The following is a 25056-nucleotide window of genomic DNA, read 5'->3' as shown; positions in this document are numbered from 1 at the left end:
CTCACTCCGGCGGGCAGGCGATTCGGGGCGGGGGACAGCACCAGCGCGCGCCCGGGGGTGAGCCCCCGCACGCGCCGCACACCCCTCGCACATCCGTACCAAGGGTGAACGGCGGGCGATGCGCCGTATCCGGAACCCGGGACTGACACCCTGGACGGGACGAGGGGGTCCGCTCATCGCTGCGGGGGGCAGGCGTGACGGTTGAGGGCAGCGGCTCGGCCCGGCGGACGCCGCGGCACGTGGCCTGCGTGATGGACGGCAACGGCCGCTGGGCGGCGCGGCGTTCACTGCCGCGTACGTCGGGGCACCGCGCGGCGGAGACGACGGTGATCGACGTCATCGAGGCGGCCCGGACGGCCGGCGTCGAGTGGCTGAGCCTGTACGCGTTCTCCACCGAGAACTGGCAGCGCCCGAGCACCGAGGTCGACTTCCTGATGCGGCTGGTCCGCCGCGTGGTGCGCAAACACGCCGCGCTGCTGCACGCGCGCGGGATCCGCTGCCGGTTCCTCGGGGTGGCGGATCCCCGCATCCCCCCGGCGCTGGCCCGGGACTTCGCCGATCTGATGACGCTGACCGGTGAGAACAAGGGCATGACGCTGACCGTCGCCTTCGACCACGGCGGGCGCCGGGACATCGTGGCGGCGGCACGGTCCCTGATCCGCAGCGGCGTGCCGGCCGAGGCCGTGGACGAGCGGAGCTTCGCCGCTCATCTGCCCTTCCCCGACACCCCCGACGTGGACCTCGTCATCCGGACCTCCGGGGAGCAGCGCATCTCCAACTTCATGCTCTGGCAGGTCGCCTACGCGGAATGGACGTTCCCGCCAGTGCTCTGGCCCGACTTCCGCGCGGCGCACTTCGTGGAGTGCCTGCGCGCCTACCAGCAGCGCGACCGCCGCTTCGGCGGCGTGACGCCCGACACGAACGGAGAACGACGACCGTGACGGACACGGGCAGCGACGAGCCCAGGAACACCGGCACCGAGGCCGCTGTAGGCCGGCACTTCGGCGAGGGCAGCCAGTTCCACGCCTTCTTCAACGATCCGCGCTGGGCGCTGGCCATCATCCGGGGGACCGTGCTGGAGGCGGCGCACCCGCAGATCGGCGGGGCCCTGATCGACAACTCCACGTTCGTCACGCACCCGTGGCGACGGCTGCGCAACACGCTGGTGAGCCTGCAGCGCATGTTCGGGCCGGACGACGAGGTACGGCGCAGGGAGGCGGCCCGGCTCAACCGGCTGCACGCCCGGCTGAGCGGCACCGACGCGCACGACCGGCCGTACGACGCGATGGACCCCGAGGTGCGGGCCTGGGTGGTGGCGACGCTCTTCGAGAGCAGCGTCACGATGTGCCGCCTGAGCGGCCAGCCCCTGGAGCAGTGGGGGATCGAGCAGCTGTACGCCGAGTTCCGGGCGTACCTCGCCCTGCTGGACGGGGACGCCCGCCGTCTCCCGCCCACCGTGCAGGAGTTCTGGACCTACTACGACCGGGTGGTCGAGGAGCGGCTGGAGAACACGGAGGCGATGCGCGTCATCCTCTACCGGCTCTTCGACCACCTGCCCGCGCCGCCGCTGCTGCACGGTCTGCCCACGCTGTGGGCGGCCGGCCGCGCGCTCGCCGGTCCGCTCATCGGTGTGATCACCGTGGCGTCCCTGCCGGAGCCCTTCCGGCGGCGGGCCGGGCTTCCCGAGCTGCCCGGCGCCCAGACCCTGATGCAGAGCGCCTACCTGGCCGTCGGCCTCGCGCGGTTCCTGCCCGACGGCCTGCTCCGGGCCGACGCCGTCGTCGACCTGCTCTCCGTCTCCCTCGACGGCGACGACCCCCGGGCCCGCACGATCAACGCGCTGCGGGACCGGATGAAGCGGGCCGGGGCCCTGGTCCGGCTGATCTCACCCCTGCCGCCCCAGGAGCCGGACCCGGATGCGGGCAGCACGGCCCGGCGGAGCGCGGAGGAGTTCTTCGCGGCGGTGCTGGACCAGACCGGGGACGGCTACCTGGACTGGCCCGACCTCGCCGCCATGGCCCGGGAACTCGCCGGCCGCCTCGACCTGGACGAGCCGGAGGAGACCCGGCTCTACGACGCCTTCGCCGGCTGGTGGCGGGAGCTCCAGGCGGCTCTCGACACCGACGGCGACGGCCGCGTCAGCGCCCGGGAGTACGCGGCCGCCGTGCCGTCGCTCGCCGGCCCCGCCCTGATCAGGGTCGCCGAGGTCCTCTTCGACGTCACCGACGAGGACGGCGACCAGCGCGTCGACGCGGACGAGTACCGGACGCTGTTCCGCACCGCGTTCCGGCGGGACATGGCCGGCGCGGACGGCACGTACGCGCGGGGCGCCTTCGTGCGGGACTTCCTCGCCTTCATGTCGGGCCGGGAGCGCTCCACGCCGTACGACCCGCTGCTCGCCGACGCCTGACCGGCGGCCCCGGCACGGTGGCGCCCGTCAGCCGAGGCCGAGGGTGCTCAAGGTCTGTTCGGCCATGCGCCGTTCGCCGAGGGCGTTGGGGTGGACGGGCACGACGTTCTGCCCGAACAGCAGCGGCTCGATCCAGCGCGTGCCGACGGCCTGGCAGGCGTCGTGCCCGGCCGAGACCTGGGAGAAGTCCACGTAGGCGGCGCCCGCCTCCTCGGCGGCGCGCCGGACCACGGCGTTGAGGTGCGCCTGGAGGGCGTGCAGGTAGGGCACGTCGCCGGCGGCGACGGGCAGCCTGACGAAGCAGGACGGGTCGGCGGTGGCGGGCGTGATCCACGGGTAGCCGAGCACCGCCACCCGGGCCCCGGGAGCCTTGGCCCGGACGCTGCGCAGGGCGGACTTCAGCGCGGGATAGGTGCGGGCGTCGATGGCGTCGTCGAAGGAGGTGCCGTACCGGTCCGCGCAGGGACTGCCCTTGCCGCCGCTGAGGACGCCGGCGGTGCCGCAGGCGGTGATGGCGCTGATGAAGGTGCCGTTGTCGTTGCCGCCGATGGTGAGGGTCACCAGGTCGGTGTCGGCGGTGACCGCGTCGGTCTGGGGTGCGACGCCGGGGTACTGGGCCTCGGTGAAGTCCTTGGTCTGGGCGGCGCCGCAGGTCACGTCCGTCAGCCGGGCCGCGGTCCGGGCGGCGATGGCGTGGGGGTAGTTGGCCGTGGAGCGCAGACAGAGCGGGCTGGTGAGGTCGACGGGGAGGACACCGGAGGCGGCGCTGTAACTGTCGCCGAGGGCCGCGTAGTTCAGGGGCGCGGTGGCCTGGGCGGGGGCCGCGCCGAGGCTGAGGACCAGGGCGCCGACGGCCGCGCAGGCGGCGGTGAGGGCTCGGCGCGGGGCGGGTAGGGACATGCGGTGCTCTCCCCTCTCGGGACAGGACACAGGGCAGACGGGCATGGCGGTGCCGTGGGGATGGCGGTGCCTCGGGCGTGGGGTGGCGCGGCGGGGCACGGGAACGGGCCGGCTCCGGTCGAGCCGAGGGCGTGCGGGGGCGACCGCGCGATGCGGGTGGTGGGGGTGGCTACGGGGTTACCGTGGGGTACTACCGCTAGGTAATGTGAGGCCGCCGCATCGCCGAGTCAACACGGTCGACAGAACTTCTTGAAAGTCGGAGCTACTGATAGGGCGGGCGTTTTCGGGGCACTCGGAGTGCAGGAGCCCCGTCATCGGCTGGAGGCACGTCATGATCGCCCTCGGCGTCATCCTGCTCATCATCGGTTTCATCACCGGCATCTCGATCCTGTGGACCATCGGCGTCATCCTGCTGGTGGTGGGAGCCATCCTGTGGATCATGGGGTCCATGGGTCACGCGGTCGCCGGCCGCCGTCACTACTGGTGAGGGCCGCTCCTGACGAGCGGCCACCAAGGAACCATCAAAGGAACCCGCCCGGCGGGCGCGCCCAGCGTCCGCCGGGCGGCGTATGCGGCCCTCGGCGTCCGAGGCGACCGTCCGCGGCGTCCCGGCGACGGGTGACTGTCGCGGACCCGCCCCGGAACTGTCCGTGATCCGTAACAGAGGGATCCCGCGCCCGGTCCCGGCCGTCCTGCCAGGTGCACCGGTTGCGCTGCACGGAGCTTCGGCTCGGCAACGCACCGGCACGGCACAGGCATCGGCACGGCAGGGGGCGGACGGACATGGCGCGGCATGGTGGACGGGGATGGTACGGCCGGGTGATCGCGGCGGCGCTCGGGGTCACGGCGGTGGCCGCCGCCACATCGGTGTGGACGGCGCAGGCCGGCCAGAGCGGCGGCGGACCGGCCGCACCGCACGCCTCCGCCCGGGGCGCCGCGCCCGGGGCGCAGCCCGTGTCCGTCACCATCGCCCACGCCTCCGACCGGGGCGAGCACGCGGTGAACATCACCATCGACGACGGCCCGGACCCGGTCTGGACCCCGCAGGTGCTCCAAGTGCTGCGCGACAACGGCGTGAAGGCGACGTTCTGCATGGTCGGCACGCAGGCCGAGGCGCACCCGGAGCTGGTACGGCAGGTGGTGGCCGCCGGGCACCGGCTGTGCGACCACACGGTGTCGCACGACACCGCCATGGACACCAAGTCCCAGGCCTACCAGGCACAGCAGATCGTGGACGCCGAGCGGCAGATCACCAAAGCCTCGGGCGGGGTACGGCCGATGTACTACCGGGCCCCGGGCGGCGCGTTCACCCCGTACAGCCGGAAGCTGGCGGCCTCGCACGGGATGCGGCCGCTGGGCTGGAACGTCGACTCCAAGGACTTCGAGCGGCCGGGCAGCGACGCGATCATCGCCACCGTCGAGCGGGAGCTGCCCGGCGGCCCCACGATCCTCTTCCACGACGCGGGCGGCGACCGCTCCCAGACCGTGACGGCCCTGCGCGCCCTGCTGCCCCGGCTGAAGCAGCAGGGGTACGCGTTCGGCTTCCCCGTGCGCTGATCGAGCCCGTGCGCTGATCCAGGGGGTGTCGCACGGGGTGCGTCCCCGGGCCATGGAGTGGCGGCGCCCTCTTGTGGCGTGTTCATGCAGTCCCTAGCCTCCGATGTGTTGTGCACAGCGAAATCGTCATTGCGCATGTTGCAACACCTCATCGGAGGAGCACTGCATGAAGCTGTCCGTCCGTGTCGCTGGACTCACCGCGCTCGCCACCGCCCTCGTCGCCGCCTGCGCGCCCCAGACCTCCGGCACCTCCGCCTCCGACAAGGACGAGAAGACCGGCACCGTGCGCGTCTGGCTCTTCCAGGAAGTCGACAACCAGCCCAAGCGGCGCGTCGTCGACGCGGTGGTCGCCGGCTTCGAGAAGGCGCACCGGGGCACCGACGTCACCGTCGAGTACATCCCCGTCGAGACCCGCGCCCAGCGCGTCAAGGCCGCCTTCAGCGACCCGAAGTCCGCTCCCGACGTGATCGAGTACGGCAACACCGACACCGCCGGCTATGTACGGGACGGCGGACTCGCCGACGTCACCAGGGAGTTCGACGCCTGGAGCGAGGCGAAGGACACCGATCCGACCGCCCGGCAGTCGGTCACCGTGGACGGCAAGGTCTACGGGGCGCCGTACTTCGTCGGCGTCCGGGCGCTGTACTACCGCACCGACGTGCTGCGCGAACTCGGCCTGCGCGCACCGAGGTCGCAGGCCGAGCTGATCTCCACCGCGAAGCGGATCCGGGCCGCGAGACCCGGCCTGTACGGCCTGGCCGTCGGAGGCGCCTACACCTACGGCGCGATGCCGTTCATCTGGGCCAACGGCGGTGATCTGGCCACGGACCAGGGCGGCGCGTACGCCTCCGCCATCGACAGCCCGGCCGCCCGGAAGGGCATCGAGGCGTACACCTCCCTCTTCGGCGACGACAACTGTCCCGCCGCCAAGTGCGCGGGCATGGGCGGCAACGACACCGTGACGGCGTTCGCCTCCGGGAAGGCGGCCATGGCGATCGGCGGCGACTTCAGCCACGCCGCCGTGGAGGCCGGCAAGGCCAAGGGGAAGTACGCCGTGGTGCCGCTGCCGGGGGTGGAGCCCGGCTCGATCGCGCCGGCGTTCGCGGGCGGCAACAACATCGGCGTCCTGAGGAGCACGTCACACCGCACGCTCGCCGTGGACCTGATGGAACGGCTCGCCTCGAAGAAGACGCAAGGGGAACTCTTCGACGCGATGGGCTTCCTGCCGACCTTCACGGACGTACGGCGGCAGGCGGCGGCCGAGAAGCCGTACGTGAAGCCGTTCGTCCGGACCCTCGCCGCCGGCACCAGGTTCGTGCCCGCCTCCCCCGCCTGGGCCCAGATCGACTCCTCGCTGGTGCTGCCGACCATGTTCCAGGAGATCGTCAGCGGCAGGAAGGACGTCGCGGCGGCTTCCGCCGACGCGGCGAAGAAGATGGACGACGCGTTCGGAGCCGCCAGGTGAGCCGGCTGACGGCGCCCTCCGGGCCGGAACTGGCCCAGCCCCGGCGGGTGCGGGCGGCTCGGGGCGCGCCGCGCCCGCGCGGGGGCAGCCGCTCGTCGCACCCGGCCCCGCGCCGCCCGGGCGGATGGACACCCTGGCTCTATGCGGCACCCGCCCTGCTCGTGCTGGGCGGCCTGCTGGTCTACCCCGTCTACCAGCTCGGCCTGATCTCGTTCCTGGAGTACACCCAGGCCCAGGTCAGCGGCGGGCAGCCCACCCGCTTCCGGGGCCTGGCCAACTACACCGACCTGTTCGCCGACGACCAGTTCCGGCAGGTGCTGCTGGCGACGGTCGGCTTCGCGGCGGCCTGTGTGGTCTGCACACTGGCGGTGGGCTGCGCGCTCGCCGTCCTGCTCACCCGGGTCCGCGCGGTCCCGCGGCTCGCCCTCCTGCTGGCCGCTCTGGGGGCGTGGGCCACACCGACCATCACCGGCTCGACCGTCTGGCTGTTCCTCTTCGACCCCGACTTCGGCCCGGTCGACCGTGTGCTGGGCATCGGCGACTTCTCCTGGACCTACGGCCGTTACAGCGCCTTCCTCCTGGTCCTGCTCGAAGTGGTCTGGTGCTCCTTCCCGTTCGTGATGGTCACCGTCTACGCGGGCATCCGCGCGGTGCCGGCCGAGATCCTGGAGGCCGCCGCCCTGGACGGCGCCTCCCAGTGGCGGATCTGGCGCTCGGTGCTGGCGCCGGTCCTCAGACCGATCCTGGCCATCGTCACCGTCCAGTCGGTGATCTGGGACTTCAAGGTCTTCACCCAGATCTACGTGATGACGGGCGGCGGCGGCATCGCCGGGCAGAACCTGGTCCTGAACGTCTACGCCTACCAGAAGGCCTTCGCCTCCTCGCAGTACGGCCTCGGATCCGCGATCGGCGTCGTGACGCTGCTGATCCTGCTCGCGATCACACTCGGGTACCTGAGGCTGCTGCGCCGCCAAGGGGAGGAACTGTGAGCGTCGTACGCGGCCGGGCGGTACGGCGGCCCTGGCGGCTCGCCGCCGAGGCGACCGCGCTGCTGGTCGCCGCCGTCGTCGCCTTCCCGCTCTACTGGATGCTGCTCGGCGCGCTCAAGCCGGCCGGAGAGATCGAGTCCACCGAGCCGAGACCCTGGACGGCCTCGCCTTCGCTGGACTCCTTCCGGCGCGTGTTCGAACAGCGGGAATTCGGCCGGTACTTCGTCAACAGCCTCGTCGTCGCGGTGAGTGTCGTGATCGCCTCCGCGCTGATCGCCTTCCTCGCCGCGACCGCCGTGACGCGGTTCCGGTTCCGCTTCCGGACCACCCTGCTCGTCATGTTCCTGGTGGCCCAGATGGTGCCGGTGGAGGCGCTCACCATCCCGCTGTTCTTCCTCATGCGGGACCTCGGCCAGCTGAACACACTGGGTTCCCTGATCCTGCCGCACATCGCCTTCTCCCTGCCGTTCGCGATCTGGATGCTGCGCGGCTTCGTCAAGGCCGTGCCGGAGTCCCTGGAGGAGGCCGCGTACCTCGACGGGGCGAGCCGGGCGCGCTTCCTGTGGCGGATCCTCCTGCCACTGGTCCTGCCGGGCCTGGTGGCCACGAGCGTGTTCTCCTTCATCTCCGCCTGGAACGACTTCCTGTTCGCCAAGTCGTTCATCATCAGCGACACCTCGCAGTCGACCCTGCCGATGGCCCTGCTGGTCTTCTACAAGCCCGACGAGCCGGACTGGGGCGGGGTCATGGCGGCGTCCACGGTGATGACCGTTCCGGTCCTGGTGTTCTTCGTCCTCGTCCAGCGACGGCTGGTCTCCGGGCTGGGCGGAGCGGTGAAGGACTGAGCTGCTGCGGGCCCTTCCGTGCCGACATGTTGAAATGGCAATCAAGAAACGCCATAAAACATCATGAAGCGGACATGCCTTCCGGCAAATCGGGCAATCGGGTGGGTGTCGGAGCGACCGCAATCCTTCGCACCATCCGCACGGATCTGGAGCACGTCATGATCATCAAGAAGATGCACGAGATGGGCATCCGCAGCGAGCACGCCTACATGGCCGGCATGGCCTCCATCGGCCTCACGCTCGTCGCGTGGATAGGCTCGCTGAAGATGGAACCCGGCACCGGCGTGGACCGCGCCGACCGCTGGGGCATCTTCGTCGGCGAATGGGCGCCCACCTTCTTCGGCCTGGGCCTCGCCCTCTCCCACTACGAACAGCAGGACGGCACCCTCACGGCGAGCAACGTGCACGAGCTCCGCGAACGGCAGAAGGCCGTCTGAACGCGCCGGCGACAGCGCCGCCGCAGCGGGGCGGCGCTGTCCCCGTCCCCGCGCCCGCGGGCGGGGGCGCGCCCCAGGCGGGGGCGCCGCGTCCAAGCCGCTGACGTGCGAGGATGGGGACATGGGCATCCTCCGCAGGAACCATGTCCGGGTCATCGGGCAGGAGTCCGGCCGGACCGTGGTCCTCGCGCACGGCTCCGGCTGTGACCAGAACCTGTGGCGCCTCGTGACTCCCGGCCTGGCGCGGCACTTCCGCGTGGTGCTGTTCGACTACGTCGGCTCCGGCCGCTCCGACCCGGCCGCCTGGCAGGAGGAGCGCTGCACGACCCTGGACGGCTGTGCACGCACCACGTTCCTGTCCGACAGCCGCCACGCCGCCGTTCCCGGCAGTCGCCTGATCACGCCGGCCGCCACGGGCCGCTGCCCGCAGCTGAGCGCTCCCCGGGCCACCCCCCGGGCGATCACCACCTTCGTGGAAGAGCTGGGCTGATGTCCGGCTCCGGCCCGGCTCCTCCGCCTCCCGGGGACGCGTGGCCACTGGCCGGGACGGACGTCACCGCCCTGCTGGAGGACAGTTCGGAGGAGCTGTACGAGTCCGCCCCGTGCGGTTACCTGTCCACCCTGATGGACGGCACCATCGTCAAGGTCAACAAGACGCTGCTGGGCTGGCTCGGGCTCTCCCGGGAGGAGGTCGTCCACCGCCGGCGGTTCGCCGACCTGCTGACCGTGGGCGGCACGCTGTACCACGAGACCCACTACGCGCCGCTGCTGCGCATGCAGGGGCACGTGGGGGGCATCGCGCTGGAGATGAAGGTCGCGGACGGGTCCCGCCTTCCGGTGCTGATCACCTCGGCCGTGAAGCGGGGCGCCGACGGCCGTCCCCTGCTGATCCGCACCACCGTCTTCGACGCCACCGACCGGCGTGCCTACGAGACCGAGCTGCTGCGCGCGCGCCGCGCGGCCGAGGACGCCCGCCGCCAGGCGGAGGCCGACCGCGAGCAGCTGCGCGAGGCACTGGCCGTACTGCAGCAGAGCCTGCTCCCGGCCGGCCTCCCGGCGGTGCCCGGCGTACAGGCCGCCGCCTACTACCACACGGCCTCACCGATACAGCTGGGCGGCGACTTCTACGACCTGTTCCCCCTCGGCGACGACCGCTTCGCGTTCTTCCTCGGAGACATCTGCGGAAAGGGCCCGAGGGCCGCGGCGGCGACCTCCCTCGTCCGCTACACCCTGCGCACCGCCGCCCTGCACGGGCTCGCTCCCGAAGCCGTCCTGTCCGCCCTGAACTCCGCGCTGCTCGAGCGCTACGGCGGTGGGGAACCCCGGTACTGCACCGCCGTCTTCGGCACCCTGGAAGCACAGGGGCACGGCATCCGCGTCCTCCTGGCCTCCGGGGGCCACCCGCCCGCGCTGCTGCTGCGGGCGGACGGCCGGGCCGAGTACCTGCCGACGCCTGGCGGACTGCTGGTCGGGGCCTTCCCCGACGCCTCCTTCACGACGACCGGCACCGTCCTCCACCACGGAGACACGCTGTTGCTGTACACCGACGGCCTCACCGAGGCGCACACGGGAGACAGGACCGGCCTGTACGGCTACGACGCGCTGCGGTCGTTCGCCACCGAGCTCGCCCCCGCGGACCCGCGCACCGTGATCGACGCCCTCATCCGCCTGCTCGTCAGCTTCGGCGAGGGACTCGAGGACGACGCGGCCCTCCTCGCCCTGGGACGCCCGCCTCACCGCGGCGCCGCGCCGTCCGGGACGGTGGCCGGGTGAACGGGTACGCGGCTTCCGGCGGGGCCGGGCCGGCGGACGCGCTCAGGGTGGCGCCGACGCCGCGGGCCGCGGTGGCGTGGCTGCCGCCGCCCGAGCTCTGGCCGGCGATCCAGGAGATCCGCTGGGAGCACGATCCGCAGGTGCGCCGGTGGCCGCCGCACGTGAACCTGCTGTTCGGCTTCGTACCGGAGGAGGAGTTCGAGCGGGCGGTGCCGCTGCTCTCCGCGGGAGCGGCACGGAGCACGGCGTTCCAGGCGCGCCTGGCCGGGGTGCGCTCCTTCCGGCACCGGCACTACGCCACGGTGTGGCTCGACCCGGCCGCGGTCGACCCGGCGCCCTGGGCCCGTCTGCACCGGGAGCTGAGGCTGCGGTTCCCGCTGTGCGGGGGACGCGGTGAGCGTTACACCCCGCACCTGTCCCTCGGCCGTACCCGGGACCCGCATCGCCTGGCCGCCGAGTGCGCCGTGCGCCTCGGCACGCTGTCGGCGGTGGTCGAGGAGGTGGTCCTGCTCTCCCGGCGCGACGACGGTCCCATGCGGCCCCGGGCCGTGATCCGCCTGGGCACGGGCGAGGTGCGCCGGACGGGGGAGTACTGAGGGCCGGGACGGGCCCCGCGGCCGCCGCGGCCGCGGGTCAGGGCAGCGGTGTGCCGCCGGTCGCGTTGAGGATCTCGGCGGTGATGAAGCCGGCCTGCGGCGAGGCCAGGTACACGTAGGCGGGGGCCAGTTCGGCGGGCTGGGCCGGGCGGCCGAGCGGGCTCTGCTTGCCGAACTCCGACGTGTCGGGCATGGTCGACGGGATGAGCGGGGTCCAGACGGGTCCCGGCGCGACGGCGTTGACGCGGATGCCGCGCTCGGCGAGCATCTGGGCCAGGCCCTGGGTGAAGGTGACGATCGCACCCTTGGTCATCGCGTAGTCCAGCAGGTGCGGACTGGGCTTGTACGCCTGTACCGACGTGGAGTTGATGACGCAGCCGCCGGCCGGGATGTGCGGCAGGGCGAACTTGGTCAGCCAGAACATGCCGTAGAGGTTCGTCCGCATCACCCGGTCGAACTGCTCCGTGCTGATCGCCTCGATGCCCTCGGGCTGGGACATCTGGTAGGCGGCGTTGTTCACGAGGACGTCGATGTGGCCGAACTCGGAGACCGCCCGGTCGATCAGCGACCGGCAGTCGTCCTCGTCGCGGATGTCGCAGGACACGGCGACCGCCTTGCGTCCGGCCTCCTCCACCAGCCGGGACGTCTCGCGGGCGTCCTCCTCCTCGTCGGCGAGATAGGTGAAGAGCACGTCGGCGCCCTCGCGGGCGAAGGCGATCGCCACCGCGCGGCCGATGCCGGAGTCCCCTCCCGTGATCACGGCCTTGCGCCCGTCGAGACGGCCCGAGCCCCGGTAGGACTCCTCGCCGTGGTCGGGCGGCGGGTCCATCGGGCCGGTCCAGCCCGGATGCGGCTGGTCCTGGGAGGGGAAGTCGGGGCGCGCGTGCTGGGTGACCGGGTTCGGGCGGTCGCCTTGCTGATCCGTCACAGTGGCCTCCTGTGTCTCGGGGACGGACAGACCAGCGGGTTCCCTCTCCGCGGCGCGCGAAAAGCGGTCCGCGCCGGTCAGGCCGGGGGCGCGGCCAGGCCGCCGGCCCGCATCCGGTCCCTGCGGGCGAGGTTGTACAGCCGCAGGAGGTGTTTCGCCACGGCGCAGTGCGCGGCATCGGCGTGGCACTGGCGGCAGGTCCGCATGTGCTGCTCGTAGGTGAGGCGCGCGTCGTCTAACGCGTCGTTGACAGAAGACATGGACTTCTCCGGGCAGGGCGCGTCACGGGGACGGCGCCAAGTTGACTGACTGGTACACCCGGAACCAGGTGATCATGTTACTGCCGGTACTGGGAAACCCGTGCCGAGGCCTTCCATCCCGGCGGCGCCGGAACGTGGCCCGCTCCTACCGCCCCCGCTCCGCGCGGAGCGCCCGCGCGTGGTTCAGGAACGCCGTCAGGCCCACCTCGAACGCGCGGTCGGCGCGCCCCTCCCCGACCGCCGCGAGCGCCTCCGCGAGGCGGGGCGTCGGCACGCGGTCCGTCAGCTCCCACATCGCCTCGGGGGCGGCCAGATCGAGGGCCGAGCCCAGGACCAGGTTCTCCAGGGCGATGACCAGCGGCATGATCTCGGCCCGCTCGAAGCCGGCGGCGAGCAGCACGCCCACGGCGCGCTCGTACTGCGCCAGGACCCGGGGCGCGCGGACGGGCGAGGTCATCAGCAGTGGGATCACCCGGGGGTGGGCGGCGAACGCGGCCCGGTAGGAGCGGGCCCAGGCCTCGACGGCCGCGTCCCACGGGGTCAGCTCCAGCGTGGCCGGGTCGATCGCCTCGCAGACGCGTTCGCGCAGCAGTTCCACGATGCCGTCCCGGCCGTCCACGTGGTGGTACACCGACCCGGTCTGCACGCCGAGCCGGCGGGCGATGGCCGGGACGCCGAAGTCACCCGTCTCGTCGATCAGCTGGAGCGCGGTGGTGGTGATGCGCTCGCGGTCGAGGAGCGGTGTGCGCGGCCGTCCCATGGTCAGCGATCCCCCTGATTGCCGTGCCGAGGTCTTCCCGGATGCCCAACGGCAGGTTACATTGCCGAAACCGAAAGCCTTTAGGTTTACGGCTCCGGGCGCCCGACACCCCCCAGGGCTCCCGCTCCGGGCGCCCGCCCTCCCCCGGGCTCCCGGGACACACCGGCCCGGACGGCCCACCCCGGCCCCGCCGCCGGTGCCCGCGCACCCGGCTGCCCCGCCACCGCCGAACCCCTCCCGTCCGCCGCCAGAAGGGCGCCCCCGTATGTCCGTGACCACCGCCGACCTCCCGGAGGAGGACGCGTCGCCCGACGCGCCCGGCCTCCGGTCCGGCTCCCTCGGCACCGCCGACATCGCCTTCTTCGTCATCTCCGCCGCCGCGCCCCTGACGGTCATGGCCGGGGTCGCCCCGCTCGCCATCCTGCTGGGCGGCATCGGCGCACCCGTCGGCTACCTGCTGGCCGGGCTGACCCTCGCCGTCTTCGCCGTCGGCTTCACCACCATGAGCCGCCATGTCACCGGCGGCGGCGCCTTCTACGCCTTCATCACCCGGGGCCTCGGCCGGCCGGTCGGCATCGGCGCCGCCCTGCTGGCCCTGGTCGGCTACAACGGCATGGAGATCGGCGTCTACGGCCTCCTCGCCACCACCACCCGCGACACCGTGCACTCCCTGTTCGGCTCCGACGTGCCCTGGCTGCCGGTGTCGCTGGCCGGCCTGCTGCTGATCGGCTACGGCGGATTCCGTTCGATCGACTTCGGGGCCAAGGTGCTGGGCGTGCTGCTCGTCGCCGAGACCGGCATACTGCTCCTGCTCGCCGGCGGGGTCCTGCTCAAGGGCGGCGCCCACGGGCTGTCCCTCGCCTCGCTGGCCCCGGCGCACGTGTTCGTGCCCGGCACGGCGGCCGTCCTCGCCTTCGCCTTCGCGGCGTTCACCGGCTTCGAGTCGACGGTCATCTACCGCCGCGAGGCCCGCGACCCCGAGCGCACGATCCCGCGCGCCACCTACGCGGCCGTCGGATTCCTCGGCCTGTTCTACGCGTTCGTCGTCTGGATCGCCGTCCAGGCGTTCGGCGACGAGCGGGTCGTGCAGGCGGCGGGCGAGGACCCGGCGGGGCTCTTCTTCACCGCGATCACCACCTACGTGGGCGGCTGGGCCGCCGATCTGATGCACGTCTTCATCGTCACCAGCGTCATCGCGTCCCTGCTCGCCTTCCACAACGCGATCAACCGCTACGCCCTCGCCCTGGCCGAGGAGGGCGTGCTGCCCCGCCGGCTCGGCCGCGTCCACCCCCGGCACCGCTCCCCGTACCTCGCCGGCGTCGCCCAGACCGTGCTCGGCGCGCTGGTCGTCCTCGCCTTCTGGGCCGCCGGAGCCGACCCCTACCAGCAGCTGCTGCTGTGGGTGAACACCCCGGGAATGATCGGCCTGTTGTTGCTCCAGCTGCTCGCCGCGATCGCCGTGCCCTGCTATTTCCGGCGGATCGGCCACACGGAGGGCGCCGTGCGCACGGTGGCGGCGCCGGTCCTCGCGACCGTCCTGCTGACGGCCGCGATCGCGCTGGTGGTGAGCCACATCGACCTGTTCACCGCCGCGTCCCCGGCCGTGAACGTGCTGCTCGTCGCCGTGGCGCCCGCCGTCTTCGCCCTCGGCCTGCCGCTGGCGTGGTGGCTGCGCCGCAGCCGCCCGGACGTCTATGCCACGTTCGGTACCGGCACCACCAAGTGACCTTTTGGACAAGGGAGTTCAACGCATGCCCGCTGCCGATCTGATCCTCGCCGGTGCCGAGGTCCGCACGCTCGACCCGGACCGCCCCACCGCCACGGCCGTCGCCCTGCGCGACAGCCTGATCACCGCGGTGGGGACGGCGGACGACGTACGGGACTGGCGCGGACCCGGCACGGAGGTCGTCGACCTGCACGGCGCGCACCTCGTGCCGGGCCTCGTCGACGCCCACAGCCACCCCGTGTGGGGGCTCGACATGGCGACCGGCACCGACCTGTCGGGGGTGACGGACCTGGCCGGACTGCGCGCGGCGCTCGCCGGGGCCGAGCGGGTGGACGGCTGGGTGGTGGGCCACGGCCTGGACCACAACGCGTTCGAGGGCCGCCCGGTCCACCACGAACTGGTGGCGGACGTCCTGGGGGGCGCCCCGGCCTTCCTGCGCCTGTACGACGGCCACTCCGCCCTCGCCGACGAGGCCGCGCTGGCCGCCGCCGGGGTGACCGGGCCGCGCGCCTTCGACCAGCGCGCCCAGGTGGTGTGCGACGCGTCCGGCCGGCCCACCGGGCACCTGGTGGAGCACGCGGCGATGGACCTGGTGGCGGACGTCGTCCCCCGGCCCTCGTACGCCGAACGGCGGGCGCGGCTGCTGGAGTTGCTGTCCGCCATGGCCGCGACCGGGCTGACCGGCGCGCATGTGATGGACGGCGGCGACCTGGACCTGGTGGCCGCGGTGGCGCGGGAGACGGTGCTTCCCGTCCGGCTGCGGTTCGCACCCTGGTGCATGCCGGGCGCGGACGCGGACGCCCTGCGGGAGCTGATCGAGGCGCAGGGCAGGGGCGGCCGGCACTGGGTGGTCGCCGGGGTGAAGTTCTTCATGGACGGCACCGTCGAGGGCGGCACCGCCTGGCTGGACCACCCCGACTGCCACGGCCAGGGCACCGACGCGTTCTGGCCGGACCCGCGGGCGTACGCCGAGGCGGTGCGCACCCTGCACGCCGCCGGTGTCCGCACGGCCACGCACGCCATCGGGGACGCCGCCGTCCGGCACGTCCTGGACACCGTGGCCTCCCTGGGCCCGAGCGGGCACGGCGCACACCGGATCGAGCACATCGAGACGGCTCCCGACGAACTCCTGCCCCGCTTCGCGGAGTTGGGGGTCGCGGCCTCGTTGCAGCCGCCGCACACCGGCTACACCCGTGCCGACGGCACCGACGAGTGGTCGCGCCGGCTGGGCGGTGACCGGGCCGTCCGCGCCTGGCGGCTGCGGGACCTGCGGGAGGCCGGGGCCACGGTCGCCCTCGGCTCGGACTGGCCCATCGCGCACTACGACGTGCGGGCCGTACTGGCGACGGCCCGCCGGCCCAAGGGCGCGGCGGCGCACCGGCCGGGCCTGACGGCGGTGCAGGCGCTGGAGGGCTGCACCAGCCATGCGGCGGCCGCCGCCGGCGAGGCGGATGTCGCGGGCCGGATCGCGCCCGGCCGCCGCGCCGACCTCACCGCGCTGTCCGTGGACCCCGTGCGGGCGTCCGTCGACGAACTCACCGACGCGCCGGTGGTGTTGACGGTGACCGGGGGGCAGGTGGCGCACCGGGGCCCATCGGCACCGACTCGGTAGGATCGTCGTACGGCATCGCGTGTCGGTCACCGGCCGGGTGAGGCATGGAGGTGCCCGTGAGATTGCCCTCGGAGGCATTCCACTCATGTCAGTCGAGTTGAACCACACCATCGTCCACGCCCGGGACAACCGGGAGTCCGCCGCGTTCCTGGCCCACGTCCTCGGGCTGGAGACCGGGCCCGCGTGGGGCCCGTTCGTCCCGGTCGCCACGGCCAACGGGGTGACCCTGGACTTCGCCACCGTCCCGGCGGAGTCGATCGTCATGCAGCACTACGCCTTCCTCGTCTCCGACGAGGAGTTCGACGCGGCCTTCGCCCGCATCCGGCAGACCGGGATCACGTACTACGCCGACCCGCACCGGAAGCAGCCGGGCGAGATCAACCACCACCACGGCGGCCGGGGCGTGTACTTCATGGATCCGGCCGGACACGGCATGGAGCTCATCACCCGCCCCTACGGCAGCCACGCGCAGCCGGCCGGGTCCTGAGCGGACGGGCGGGCCGGGATCCGCGTCCCGGCCCGCCCGGACCGGTCGCTCCGGGTGGCGGCACGGCACACTGTGGGGGTGCACGACTACCCCCTGGTCGACCAGGACCCCGCTCCGCAGTGGTACGGCCGGCTGCGGGTGCGGGCCGACGACCTCTCCCCCGCCGACTGGCTGAGCCGGTCGGGACCGGCCGCGCTCGGCACGGTGGCGGGCGTCGCCGCGCCGGGCTTCGCCGCCTACGCGCGGATCCTGCACCCGGCCCGGCTGGACGAGCGGCCGGTGCGCTGGTCGGCGGTGGCCGCCGCCCACGGCACGCGCGTCACACCGGTCACCCGCTGGCACGAGGTGATCGGGGCGGAGCAGGACCACGCCGACCGCTGCGACGGTCTGCCCGGTGTGTGGGACGGGCATCCCGCGGAAGGTCCGACCCCGCCGGACGTCGCGCGGGCGCTGCTGCCCGTCCTGGCCCGGCACACACGCACCCCGGACCGGTGCTGGTTCGGGCTGTGGTGCGGCTACGGCCGCTGGGACTGGGGCCGGTTCGGTACGTTCGCGACGCCGGGCCGGGACGAGGTCCTGCTGGCGGGACGGCTGGCCGACGCCGTCTCCCCGGTGACGCTGGACGAGTTCGCCGAGCTTCCCGACCTGTGGTGGCCGCAGGACCGCGCCTGGATCGTGGGCGGGGACGTGGATCTGGTCAGCACGTACGTCGGCGGTTCACCGGAGCTGATCGCCGGCCTGCTGGCCGCGGCCGGCCTGGAGGTCCATCCGGTGTCACCCGGCGGCCCGGTCGGCTGAGCGGCACCGCCGCGCCGGCCGGTTCCGCCCGCTGACGCGGAAGCGGGAGGCCGCCTACGGCGTCACGACGCTGCCGCCGAAGGTCACGGCCAGGCGGCCGTCGGAGGCGAAGGACCAGCCGAGGGCGCCCGCGTACGAGGAGCAGCGGGAGCCGTTGGCGCCGGTCCAGAACTGGTTGGAGCCGTCCGCGTTCCCGACGGTCTTGTCGTTGGAACCGCCGCCGGCGAAGCGGCAGGAGGTGTCCGTCCGGAACACCGAGGTCCCCGCGTCGAACGAGAAGTTGCGCTGGGCGTTGTCGATGCCGACGTTGTGGGAGATCGTCATGCTGCCGGGGTTGCTGTTGTAGGTGAACCCGTGGTGCCCGTTCTTGTACGCGATGCTGTGCTGGACGACGTGGTTCACCGCGATGTCGTCGCCGCCGAGCTTGTAGCCGTTGCGGTCGCCGTTGGAGTTGACGGTGCCGTCGCTGAGCGTGCCGTTGGCGTACGACAGGGAGTACTCGATGGTCACCGGGCCGATGGCGCCGGTCTCGGTCTTGGTGTAGAGGTCCCAGCCGTCGTCGATGTTGTGGTGGGAGGCGTTGCGGACGTAGGGGCGGTTGCGCGTCGGCGCCGCCCTGGCCGTCGCGCCCCCGCGGGGGGGGGCCGTAGCGGACATGGTGCCGCGCCGCCGGGCGGGCGTGGTCCTGACCGGTGTCCTGGGACACCGGTCAGGGCAGCAGCCGTTGTTCCTTCGCCACCGCCACCGCGCCCGCCCTGGTGTCCACGCCGAGCTTGTCGTAGACGCGCCGCAGGTGGGTCTTCACCGTGGCCTCGCTGATGTAGAGGGCGCGGGCGATGGCCTGGTTGGACAGGCCCCGTGAGAGGTGGGTCAGGATGTCCCGTTCGCGGGGTGTGAGGGTGGGGCGCGGGTTGCGGAGGCGGGACATGACGCGGTCGGCGACCGGGGGCGAGAGGGCCGGGCGGCCCTGGGCGGCGGCGTGGATCGCCGTGAACAGGTCCTCGGCGCGCTCGGCCTTCAGCAGATAGCCGGTGGCGCCCGCGTCGACGGCCCGGGTCACGTCGGCGTCGGTGTCGTACGTGGTGAGGACCAGGACGTGCGGGGCGGACGGCTCGGCGCGCAGCCGGCGGGTGGTCTCGACGCCGTCGATGCCCTCGCCCAGTTGGAGGTCCATGAGGACGACGTCCGGTGCGGTCTTGCGGGCGAGGGCGAGCGCCTCCTCTCCGCTGCCGGCCTCGCCGACGACCTCGATGTCCGGGGCGCTGTGCAGCAGCGCCAGCAGTCCGGCGCGTACGACGGCGTGGTCGTCGCAGACGAGGATGCGCACCGGTGCCGGTGCGGTCGTGCCGGGGGTGTGGGTCATCTCGGCTCCAGCGGGATCGCCGCGGACAGCGCGGTGCCCTCGCCGGGCGCCGTCTCGATCGTGAGGGTGCCGCCCAGCTGGCGCAGGCGGGCGCGGATGGCGGGCAGGCCGTGGCCGCGTGCTCCGGCCGGGGCGGCCGCGGTGGCGGGCGGGGTGCGCGGGGCGCGCGGGTCGAAGCCGCGGCCGTCGTCCGTGACGTCGAGGACGATCTGGTCGTCCAGGCAGGTCAGGGTGAGGGTCGCGGTGGTGGCCGCCGCGTGTTCGCGGACGTTGGCGAGGGCGCCCTGGGCGATGCGCAGCAGGGCCGACTCCACGGGGGCGGGCAGTGGGACGGGCGGGCTGCCCTCGGTGTGGACGCGGACGGTGAGCGCCGGTGTCGTCTCCCGCTCGGCGACGGCACGCAGGGCCTGGAGCAGGCCGCCGCCCTCGGCCAGGTCGGCCGGGGTCAGGTCGTGGACGAAGCGGCGGGCCTCGGCGAGGCTGCGCTCGGCGATGGCCGCGGCCGTGCGGACGTGGTCGTGGGCGGTGCCGGGCGCCGCGTCCCAGAGGCGGTCGGCCGCCTGGAGCAGCATGCGCTGGCTGGACAGGCCCTGGGCGAGGGTGTCGTGGATCTCCCGGGCGAGCCGTTCGCGTTCGGCGAGGGTGCCCTCGCGGCGCCCGGTGGCGGCGAGTTCGCGCCGGGTGCGGACCAGGTCGTCGATCAGGGCCTCCTGGCGGGCCGCCTGGCGCCGCATGACGACGAACACGGTGGTGGCCACGGCGGCCACCGCGGGCGGTGCGAGCAGCACGTTCGGGTCGGGCCAGCCGGCGAGCCGCAGCTGGGTGGCCACGGCGAGCGCGGTGAGGAGCGCGACCAGCGGGATCGCGGCGCGCGGCGGGAGGGTGCGCAGACCGGTGTAGAAGAGCGGGACCGCGCACCAGGCGAAGCTCGGGGCGAGGACGACGAGGAGCGCCCAGGCGGCGACGACCAGGCCGAGCCAGGTGAGGCGGCGCGGGGTCGGCCGGGTTCCGAGGGCGGGCCCGAGGACGTAGAGCGCGGCCAGCAGCGCGGACAGGGCGATCACCCAGGGGGTGTGCGGTCCGCCGGCGTGCCGGGCCAGGTAGCGGGCGGCGGACGCGGACAGCAGCACGAAGAACGCCGTGTGCATGACGACGGTGAGGGCACGGGTGTCGTCGCGCTCGGGCACGGCCACCGCAGGCACCTCCCTCTCCGCGCTGAACTGGGCAAACACGCTCCATTGTGCCCACGCCCCGGTCCTTCGGTGTCATCCGATCGGATGACACCCGGGGCATCCGGTCCGGCGACGGAAGCCGGCCCGCACCGGGCGGAGGATCGGTTCCGGGAGCGACCCCGCCCCCGGCCTCGCCTCTACCGGAAGGTTCCCCAGCATGCCCAGCCGCAAGAAGCCGTCCCTGCGCACCCGCGTCCTCGTCGGCGGCGCCGCCCTGGCCGTCGTCGGTGCCGGTGTCGTCGGCACGGTCGCCGCCAGCGCCGCCGACTCCTCGGATGCCACGCCCGCCGCCGCTCCCGTCGCGGCCCGCAACGGCGAGCTGACCCAGAGCACGCACCTCACCCTGGACGCCGCGACGAAGGCGGCGCGCGCCGCGGTCGAGGCGGCCGAGAAGGACGGCCGGCACGTGTCCGTGGCCGTCGTCGACCGCAACGGCAACACGCTGGTCACCCTGCGCGGGGACGGGGCGGGCCCGCAGTCGTACGTGTCCGCCGAGCGCAAGGCGTTCACCGCGGTGTCCTGGAACGCGCCGACCTCGGAGCTGGCCGGGCGGCTGGCCCAGGCGCCGACGCTGAAGGACATCCCGGGCACTCTGTTCCTCGCGGGTGGTGCGCCGGTGACCGCCAAGGGCGCCCCGGTCGCGGGCATCGGCGTCGCGGGCGCCCCGTCGGGCGACCTGGACGAGCGGTACGCGCGCGCGGGCGCGGCGGTGCTCGGCCGCTGACGCGCCCGGTCCCGCCTGAACGCGGGACGTCCGGGTCCGCCCAGCGGGGCGGACCCGGACGTCCTGTTCATCGGGTCGGGCGTGGGAACCGGTCGGTCAGACGAGGTCGAAGCGGTCCGCGTCCATGACCTTGGTCCAGGCGGCGACGAAGTCCTCGACGAACTTCTCCTTCGCGTCGTCGCCGGCGTAGACCTCGGCGAGCGCGCGCAGCTCGGAGTTGGAACCGAAGACGAGGTCGGCGCGGCTGCCGGCCCACTTCACCTCGCCGGTGGCGGCGTCGCGGCCCTCGAAGGTGGTCTGGTCCTCCGAGGTCGCCTTCCACGTCGTACCCATGTCGAGCAGGTTGACGAAGAAGTCGTTGGTGAGGACGCCGGGCGTCGTGGTGAGGACGCCGAGCTGCGACTGCTGGTGGTTGGCGCCGAGGACGCGCAGGCCGCCGACGAGGACGGTCATCTCCGGGGCGCTCAGGTCCAGCAGGTTCGCCTTGTCGAGGAGCAGGTACTCGGCCGGCAGGCGGTTGCCCTTGCCGAGGTAGTTGCGGAAGCCGTCCGCGGTCGGCTCCAGCGCCTCGAAGGACTCGACGTCGGTCTGCTCCTCGGTCGCGTCGACGCGGCCCGGCGTGAAGAGCACCCGGATCTCGTGGCCGGCCTCCTTGGCGGCCTTCTCCACGGCGGCGGCACCGCCGAGGACGATGAGGTCGGCGAGGGAGACCTTCTTGGCGCCGGAGGAGGCGTTGAACTCCTGCTGGACGCTCTCCAGGGTGCGCAGCACCTGGGCCAGCTGGTCGGGGTCGTTGACCTCCCAGCCGCGCTGCGGGGCGAGGCGGATGCGGGCGCCGTTGGCGCCGCCGCGCTTGTCGCTGGCGCGGAACGTCGAGGCGGACGCCCACGCGGTGGTGACCAGCTGGGACACCGACAGACCGGATTCGAGCAGCTTGGTCTTCAGGGTGGCGATGTCCGCATCGTCGATCAGCTCGCCCTCGCGCTCCGGCAGCGGGTCCTGCCACAGCAGCGTCTCCTGCGGGACCTCCGGGCCGAGGTACAGCGACTTCGGTCCCATGTCGCGGTGGGTGAGCTTGAACCAGGCGCGGGCGAAGGCGTCCGCGAACTCCTCCGGGTTCTCGTAGAACCGGCGGGAGATCGGCTCGTAGACCGGGTCGAAGCGCAGCGCGAGGTCGGTGGTCAGCATCCGCGGGCGGTGCTTCTTCGACGGGTCGTGCGCGTCCGGGATGATCTCGGGGGCGTTCTTGGCCACCCACTGGTTGGCGCCGGCCGGGCTCTGCTCCAGCTCGTACTCGAACTCGAACAGGTTCTTGAAGAACCCGTTGCTCCACTGGGTCGGGGTGCTGGTCCAGGTGACCTCCAGGCCGGAGGTGATGGCGTCCCCGCCCTTGCCGGTGCCGTAGGTGCTCTTCCAGCCCAGGCCCTGGTCCTCCAGGGAGGCGGCCTCGGGGTCGGGGCCGACGCTGTCGGCGGGGCCGGCTCCGTGGGTCTTGCCGAAGGTGTGGCCGCCGGCGATCAGGGCGACGGTCTCCTCGTCGTTCATCGCCATGCGGCGGAACGTCTCACGGATGTCGCGGGCGGCGGCGATCGGGTCCGGGTTGCCGTTCGGGCCCTCGGGGTTGACGTAGATCAGGCCCATCTGCACGGCGGCGAGCGGGTTCTCCAGCTCGCGGTCGCCGGTGTAGCGCCTGTCGTCCAGCCAGGTGGTCTCGGGACCCCAGTAGACGTCCTCCTCCGCCTCCCAGACGTCCGCGCGGCCGCCGGCGAAGCCGAAGGTCTTGAAGCCCATGGTCTCCAGGGCGACGTTGCCGGTGAGGACCAGCAGGTCGGCCCAGGAGATGCTCTGGCCGTACTTCTTCTTCACCGGCCACAGCAGACGGCGGGCCTTGTCGAGGTTGCCGTTGTCCGGCCAGCTGTTGAGCGGGGCGAAGCGCTGCTGGCCGGCCCCGGCGCCACCGCGGCCGTCACTGATGCGGTAGGTGCCCGCGCTGTGCCAGGCCATACGGATCATCAGCGGGCCGTAGTTGCCGAAGTCGGCGGGCCACCAGTCCTGCGACGTCGTGAGCACCTCGGCGATGTCCCGTTTCACGGCCGCGAGGTCGAGCGACTTGAAGGCCTCGGCGTAGTCGAAGTCCTCGCCGAGCGGGTTGGCCACCGCCGGGTTCTTCGCGAGGATCTTCAGGTTGAGCCGCTCCGGCCACCACTGGCGGTTGCCACCACCCTGGGCCGGGTACAGGGCCCGGTCGTGCGCGACGGGGCAACCGCCGCTCCCCTCCTCCGACTTCGCGTCTGTGACGATCGCGTCGTGGTTCTCAGTCATGGCAATCCTTCCGAACTGTGCGGAACTCGGTGCTCAGGAACGGCGGCCGGTGGAACAGCCGGGGCACAGGCCCCAGTACACGACCTCGGCCTCGTCGATGGCGAAGCCGTGGTCGTCGGCGGCGGTCAGGCAGGGCGCGTCGCCGACGGCGCAGTCGACGTCGGCGACGGCGCCGCAGGACCGGCACACGACGTGGTGGTGGTTGTCGCCCACGCGTCCCTCGTACCGGGCCGGGTGGCCGGCCGGCTCGATACGGCGTACCAGACCCGCCGCGGTCAGCGCGTGAAGGGCCTCGTAGACGGCTTGCAGGGAGATGTGGCCTACGCGATCGCGGACCCCGGAGGCGATCGCCTCGACGCCGAGGTGGTCGCCGTCCCGGACGGTCTCCAGCAGCGCGACGCGGGCTGCCGTCACGCGCAGGCCGGCACCGCGCAGCTCCTCGGCGGTGGTCGGGGTCGGGGAGGCGGTCATGCGGCCGAACCTATCCTCATAAACACGAGGGATTCAATAAAACGAACGGTGCAATTTTGGCCGAGTGCGGTCGCCCCCTCTCCACGTCCCCGCCCCCCCTTCCGCCCGCCGCACCACTCGCCGCGCATTTGCATGCGCATATACCCATTTCGGCCGGTTGAGGGGCGGCCCGGGGCGTTCCCGCATCATCGTGCCCCGGCTGGGCGCGATCCGCGCGGCGAGCCGGACGGTCCCCCGAACCGGTGACTCGGTGCGTGCCACGCCCCCCGGTGCGTGCCGCGCGGGGGATGAACTCACGCGGCGCATGAACCCGCCCGGGGCGAGAAACCCGGAGCTCGTCATCGACGTGGCCGTCGAGAGGGACGCTCATGGACCTGGACGCCGTCGCCGACGAGCTGTACGGGCTGCGGCCGGAGGAGTTCGTGGCCGCCCGCGACCGCCGCGCCCGGGACGCCCGCAAGGCCGGTGACCGGGCCCTCGCCAAGGAGATCGGCGCCTTGCGACGGCCGAGCCTGGCCGCCTGGGTCAGCAATCTGCTGGTGCGCCGGCGGCCGGAAGAGGTCCAGCCGCTGCTCGGCCTCGGCGAGGAGCTGCGCCGCGCGCACCGCGAGCTGAACGGGGCAGAGCTGCGCAGACCGGCCCGTCGGCAGAACGAGGTGATCGGCGCGCTGGGACGGCAGGCCCGGCAGCTGGCCGCGCAGGCGGGGCATCCGGTGGGCGAGGGCGTCCAGCGCGAGGTCGAGGAGACCCTGCACGCCGCACTCGCCGACCCGGACGCCGCGCGGGAGTGGGCGGCGGGGCGGCTGGCGAAGCCGCTCGGCTCGGCGATCGGGTTCCCGGCGGCGGACGAGGCCTTGCTCGGCGGCCGGCCCGCGCCCGGGCCGAGGAAGCCCGCCCGGGGCGAGGGCCGCGGGGACGGGGGGGCCGGCCGGGGGACGGGGCCCGCGAGACCAAGGGCCGGGAAAAGGACAAGGCCGAGGAAGAGCACAAGGCCGGGCTGGACGAGGAGCGGGCGGCCGAGGAACGGGAGGCCGAGGAACGGGCGGCCGAGGAGCAGCGCCGGCGGGGGGCCGAGGCCCGTCAGGCCGAGCGGGAGCTGCGCGCCCACGAAGAGGAGGCCGACGCCGCCGCACGGGCGGCGGACGAGGCCGGCGCGCGGCTGGCCGACGCGCGGCAGCGGGTCCGTGAGCTGCGGGACCGGCTCCGGGACGCCGAGACGGAGCAGCAGCGGGCGCGGGCCGCGGAGCGGGAGGCGCGGGGCCGGGAACGGCAGGCCGGCCGCGCGGTCCGGGAGGCCAGGCGCCGCGCCGAGCAGGCCGCCGCGCGGCTGGAGCGGACGGCCACGGGTGCGGGTTCCCGTGGCTGACGGCGTGGTCCCTCGACGGCGCCGGGCCCCTCCCC

Annotated in this window: 25 protein-coding genes and 2 pseudogenes; 17 read left to right on the top strand and 10 right to left on the bottom strand. The window is 73.4% G+C overall.

What is annotated here, in order from left to right; genetic code table 11:
• Positions 1-194: 194 nt before the first annotated feature.
• Both uppS and ACZ5DC_RS19985 read left to right on the top strand, forming a co-directional pair.
• Complete coding sequence (gene uppS, locus ACZ5DC_RS19990) at positions 195-941, top strand: polyprenyl diphosphate synthase (RefSeq protein WP_468654396.1); 747 nt, start codon at positions 195-197, stop codon at positions 939-941.
• Positions 938-2410, top strand: a complete 1473-nt coding sequence (locus ACZ5DC_RS19985; protein ID WP_468654394.1) for an oxygenase MpaB family protein — start codon at positions 938-940, stop codon at positions 2408-2410. The genes uppS and ACZ5DC_RS19985 overlap by 4 nt, the downstream gene beginning before the upstream one ends.
• Positions 2411-2437: 27 nt before the next feature.
• Here ACZ5DC_RS19985 and ACZ5DC_RS19980 read toward each other — a convergent pair whose 3' ends face one another.
• Entirely contained in the window at positions 2438-3310 is an 873-nt protein-coding gene (locus tag ACZ5DC_RS19980; protein WP_468654392.1) for an SGNH/GDSL hydrolase family protein, read from the bottom strand.
• Between the two features lie 331 nt (positions 3311-3641).
• On the opposite strand from ACZ5DC_RS19980, the gene ACZ5DC_RS19975 reads away from it, so the two are divergent.
• The 9 genes and pseudogenes from ACZ5DC_RS19975 (at position 3642) to ACZ5DC_RS19935 (ending at position 10972) form a co-directional block, all read left to right on the top strand.
• Positions 3642-3797: a DUF6131 family protein gene (locus ACZ5DC_RS19975; RefSeq protein ID WP_468654390.1), complete on the top strand. Its 156-nt coding sequence runs from the start codon at positions 3642-3644 to the stop codon at positions 3795-3797.
• Between the two features lie 296 nt (positions 3798-4093).
• The gene (locus tag ACZ5DC_RS19970) at positions 4094-4867 is read left to right on the top strand and encodes a polysaccharide deacetylase family protein (RefSeq protein ID WP_468654388.1); all 774 of its coding nucleotides are present in this window, start codon (positions 4094-4096) and stop codon (positions 4865-4867) included.
• Between the two features lie 166 nt (positions 4868-5033).
• Positions 5034-6332, top strand: coding sequence for an extracellular solute-binding protein (locus ACZ5DC_RS19965; RefSeq protein WP_468654386.1), 1299 nt, complete (start codon positions 5034-5036; stop codon positions 6330-6332).
• Positions 6329-7321, top strand: coding sequence for a carbohydrate ABC transporter permease (locus ACZ5DC_RS19960; RefSeq protein ID WP_468654384.1), 993 nt, complete (start codon positions 6329-6331; stop codon positions 7319-7321). The genes ACZ5DC_RS19965 and ACZ5DC_RS19960 overlap by 4 nt, the downstream gene beginning before the upstream one ends.
• Positions 7318-8166, top strand: coding sequence for a carbohydrate ABC transporter permease (locus ACZ5DC_RS19955; protein ID WP_468654382.1), 849 nt, complete (start codon positions 7318-7320; stop codon positions 8164-8166). Before ACZ5DC_RS19960 ends, ACZ5DC_RS19955 begins: the two co-directional genes overlap by 4 nt.
• A 158-nt stretch (positions 8167-8324) precedes the next feature.
• Complete coding sequence (locus ACZ5DC_RS19950) at positions 8325-8603, top strand: hypothetical protein (protein ID WP_366763968.1); 279 nt, start codon at positions 8325-8327, stop codon at positions 8601-8603.
• Between the two features lie 121 nt (positions 8604-8724).
• Positions 8725-8949 (top strand): annotated as a pseudogene (locus ACZ5DC_RS19945) (alpha/beta fold hydrolase); the annotation flags it as partial.
• Between the two features lie 143 nt (positions 8950-9092).
• Positions 9093-10376, top strand: a complete 1284-nt coding sequence (locus tag ACZ5DC_RS19940) for a PP2C family protein-serine/threonine phosphatase (RefSeq protein ID WP_468654380.1) — start codon at positions 9093-9095, stop codon at positions 10374-10376.
• Positions 10373-10972 carry a 2'-5' RNA ligase family protein gene (locus tag ACZ5DC_RS19935; protein WP_468654378.1) on the top strand — a complete coding sequence of 200 codons (600 nt, stop codon included), beginning with the start codon at positions 10373-10375 and terminating at the stop codon, positions 10970-10972. The genes ACZ5DC_RS19940 and ACZ5DC_RS19935 overlap by 4 nt, the downstream gene beginning before the upstream one ends.
• Positions 10973-11009: 37 nt before the next feature.
• On the opposite strand, the gene ACZ5DC_RS19930 is transcribed toward ACZ5DC_RS19935, so the two are convergent.
• The 3 genes from ACZ5DC_RS19930 to ACZ5DC_RS19920 all read right to left on the bottom strand — a co-directional run bounded on the left by ACZ5DC_RS19930 (position 11010) and on the right by ACZ5DC_RS19920 (position 12920).
• A complete protein-coding gene (locus ACZ5DC_RS19930; protein WP_468654376.1) occupies positions 11010-11900 on the bottom strand; it encodes an SDR family oxidoreductase in 891 nt (296 codons plus the stop codon).
• Between the two features lie 77 nt (positions 11901-11977).
• Positions 11978-12106, bottom strand: a complete 129-nt coding sequence (locus ACZ5DC_RS19925; RefSeq protein ID WP_468654374.1) for a hypothetical protein — start codon at positions 12104-12106, stop codon at positions 11978-11980.
• A 199-nt stretch (positions 12107-12305) separates the two neighbouring features.
• A complete protein-coding gene (locus tag ACZ5DC_RS19920) occupies positions 12306-12920 on the bottom strand; it encodes a TetR/AcrR family transcriptional regulator (RefSeq protein ID WP_468654372.1) in 615 nt (204 codons plus the stop codon).
• 265 nt (positions 12921-13185) lie between these two features.
• Here ACZ5DC_RS19920 and ACZ5DC_RS19915 point away from each other — a divergent pair, with 265 nt between their 5' ends.
• The 4 genes from ACZ5DC_RS19915 to ACZ5DC_RS19900 all read left to right on the top strand — a co-directional run bounded on the left by ACZ5DC_RS19915 (position 13186) and on the right by ACZ5DC_RS19900 (position 17543).
• Positions 13186-14646: an APC family permease gene (locus ACZ5DC_RS19915; protein WP_468654370.1), complete on the top strand. Its 1461-nt coding sequence runs from the start codon at positions 13186-13188 to the stop codon at positions 14644-14646.
• A gap of 25 nt (positions 14647-14671) precedes the next feature.
• Positions 14672-16258, top strand: coding sequence for an amidohydrolase (locus tag ACZ5DC_RS19910; protein WP_468654368.1), 1587 nt, complete (start codon positions 14672-14674; stop codon positions 16256-16258).
• Positions 16259-16343: 85 nt separating this feature from the next.
• Positions 16344-16745: a VOC family protein gene (locus ACZ5DC_RS19905; protein ID WP_468654366.1), complete on the top strand. Its 402-nt coding sequence runs from the start codon at positions 16344-16346 to the stop codon at positions 16743-16745.
• Positions 16746-16823: 78 nt separating this feature from the next.
• Positions 16824-17543 (top strand): hypothetical protein, encoded by a 720-nt coding sequence (locus tag ACZ5DC_RS19900; protein ID WP_468654364.1) that lies wholly within the window; start codon positions 16824-16826, stop codon positions 17541-17543.
• Positions 17544-17597: 54 nt separating this feature from the next.
• Here ACZ5DC_RS19900 and ACZ5DC_RS19895 read toward each other — a convergent pair.
• From ACZ5DC_RS19895 to ACZ5DC_RS19885, 3 genes and pseudogenes are all read right to left on the bottom strand, one after another.
• Positions 17598-18119: pseudogene (locus ACZ5DC_RS19895) on the bottom strand (right-handed parallel beta-helix repeat-containing protein); the annotation flags it as partial.
• Positions 18120-18252: 133 nt separating this feature from the next.
• Positions 18253-18906 (bottom strand): response regulator, encoded by a 654-nt coding sequence (locus ACZ5DC_RS19890; protein WP_468654362.1) that lies wholly within the window; start codon positions 18904-18906, stop codon positions 18253-18255.
• Positions 18903-20108 (bottom strand): sensor histidine kinase, encoded by a 1206-nt coding sequence (locus tag ACZ5DC_RS19885; RefSeq protein WP_468654360.1) that lies wholly within the window; start codon positions 20106-20108, stop codon positions 18903-18905. Before ACZ5DC_RS19885 ends, ACZ5DC_RS19890 begins: the two co-directional genes overlap by 4 nt.
• A gap of 187 nt (positions 20109-20295) precedes the next feature.
• Here ACZ5DC_RS19885 and ACZ5DC_RS19880 point away from each other — a divergent pair, with 187 nt between their 5' ends.
• Positions 20296-20862: a GlcG/HbpS family heme-binding protein gene (locus ACZ5DC_RS19880; RefSeq protein ID WP_468654358.1), complete on the top strand. Its 567-nt coding sequence runs from the start codon at positions 20296-20298 to the stop codon at positions 20860-20862.
• Between the two features lie 96 nt (positions 20863-20958).
• Here ACZ5DC_RS19880 and katG read toward each other — a convergent pair whose 3' ends face one another.
• From katG to ACZ5DC_RS19865, 3 genes are all read right to left on the bottom strand, one after another.
• Positions 20959-23184, bottom strand: a complete 2226-nt coding sequence (gene katG / locus ACZ5DC_RS19875; RefSeq protein WP_468654356.1) for a catalase/peroxidase HPI — start codon at positions 23182-23184, stop codon at positions 20959-20961.
• Between the two features lie 33 nt (positions 23185-23217).
• A complete protein-coding gene (locus ACZ5DC_RS19870; RefSeq protein ID WP_468654354.1) occupies positions 23218-23655 on the bottom strand; it encodes a Fur family transcriptional regulator in 438 nt (145 codons plus the stop codon).
• Between the two features lie 338 nt (positions 23656-23993).
• Positions 23994-24410: a hypothetical protein gene (locus ACZ5DC_RS19865; RefSeq protein ID WP_468654352.1), complete on the bottom strand. Its 417-nt coding sequence runs from the start codon at positions 24408-24410 to the stop codon at positions 23994-23996.
• Between the two features lie 32 nt (positions 24411-24442).
• Here ACZ5DC_RS19865 and ACZ5DC_RS19860 point away from each other — a divergent pair, with 32 nt between their 5' ends.
• On the top strand, positions 24443-25021 hold the full coding sequence (locus ACZ5DC_RS19860; protein ID WP_468654350.1) for a hypothetical protein: 579 nt from the start codon (positions 24443-24445) through the stop codon (positions 25019-25021).
• The last annotated feature ends 35 nt before the right edge of the window (positions 25022-25056 follow it).

This window comes from Streptomyces sp. NPDC031445, assembly GCF_055581365.1.
This window is presented reverse-complemented; position numbering and strand designations above follow the sequence as displayed.

Bases quoted from the DNA above. Each gene is read 5' to 3' on its own strand.
- ACZ5DC_RS19870 (WP_468654354.1), bottom strand. From the start codon at position 23,655: ATGACCGCCTCCCCGACCCCGACCACCGCCGAGGAGCTGCGCGGTGCC.
- ACZ5DC_RS19925 (WP_468654374.1), bottom strand. From the start codon at position 12,106: ATGCGGACCTGCCGCCAGTGCCACGCCGATGCCGCGCACTGCGCCGTG.
- ACZ5DC_RS19910 (WP_468654368.1), top strand. From the start codon at position 14,672: ATGCCCGCTGCCGATCTGATCCTCGCCGGTGCCGAGGTCCGCACGCTC.
- ACZ5DC_RS19980 (WP_468654392.1), bottom strand. From the start codon at position 3,310: ATGTCCCTACCCGCCCCGCGCCGAGCCCTCACCGCCGCCTGCGCGGCC.
- ACZ5DC_RS19940 (WP_468654380.1), top strand. From the start codon at position 9,093: ATGTCCGGCTCCGGCCCGGCTCCTCCGCCTCCCGGGGACGCGTGGCCA.
- ACZ5DC_RS19915 (WP_468654370.1), top strand. From the start codon at position 13,186: ATGTCCGTGACCACCGCCGACCTCCCGGAGGAGGACGCGTCGCCCGAC.
- ACZ5DC_RS19880 (WP_468654358.1), top strand. From the start codon at position 20,296: ATGCCCAGCCGCAAGAAGCCGTCCCTGCGCACCCGCGTCCTCGTCGGC.
- ACZ5DC_RS19920 (WP_468654372.1), bottom strand. From the start codon at position 12,920: ATGGGACGGCCGCGCACACCGCTCCTCGACCGCGAGCGCATCACCACC.
- ACZ5DC_RS19970 (WP_468654388.1), top strand. From the start codon at position 4,094: ATGGCGCGGCATGGTGGACGGGGATGGTACGGCCGGGTGATCGCGGCG.
- katG (WP_468654356.1), bottom strand. From the start codon at position 23,184: ATGACTGAGAACCACGACGCGATCGTCACAGACGCGAAGTCGGAGGAG.
- ACZ5DC_RS19950 (WP_366763968.1), top strand. From the start codon at position 8,325: ATGATCATCAAGAAGATGCACGAGATGGGCATCCGCAGCGAGCACGCC.
- ACZ5DC_RS19890 (WP_468654362.1), bottom strand. From the start codon at position 18,906: ATGACCCACACCCCCGGCACGACCGCACCGGCACCGGTGCGCATCCTC.
- ACZ5DC_RS19965 (WP_468654386.1), top strand. From the start codon at position 5,034: ATGAAGCTGTCCGTCCGTGTCGCTGGACTCACCGCGCTCGCCACCGCC.
- ACZ5DC_RS19975 (WP_468654390.1), top strand. From the start codon at position 3,642: ATGATCGCCCTCGGCGTCATCCTGCTCATCATCGGTTTCATCACCGGC.
- ACZ5DC_RS19905 (WP_468654366.1), top strand. From the start codon at position 16,344: ATGTCAGTCGAGTTGAACCACACCATCGTCCACGCCCGGGACAACCGG.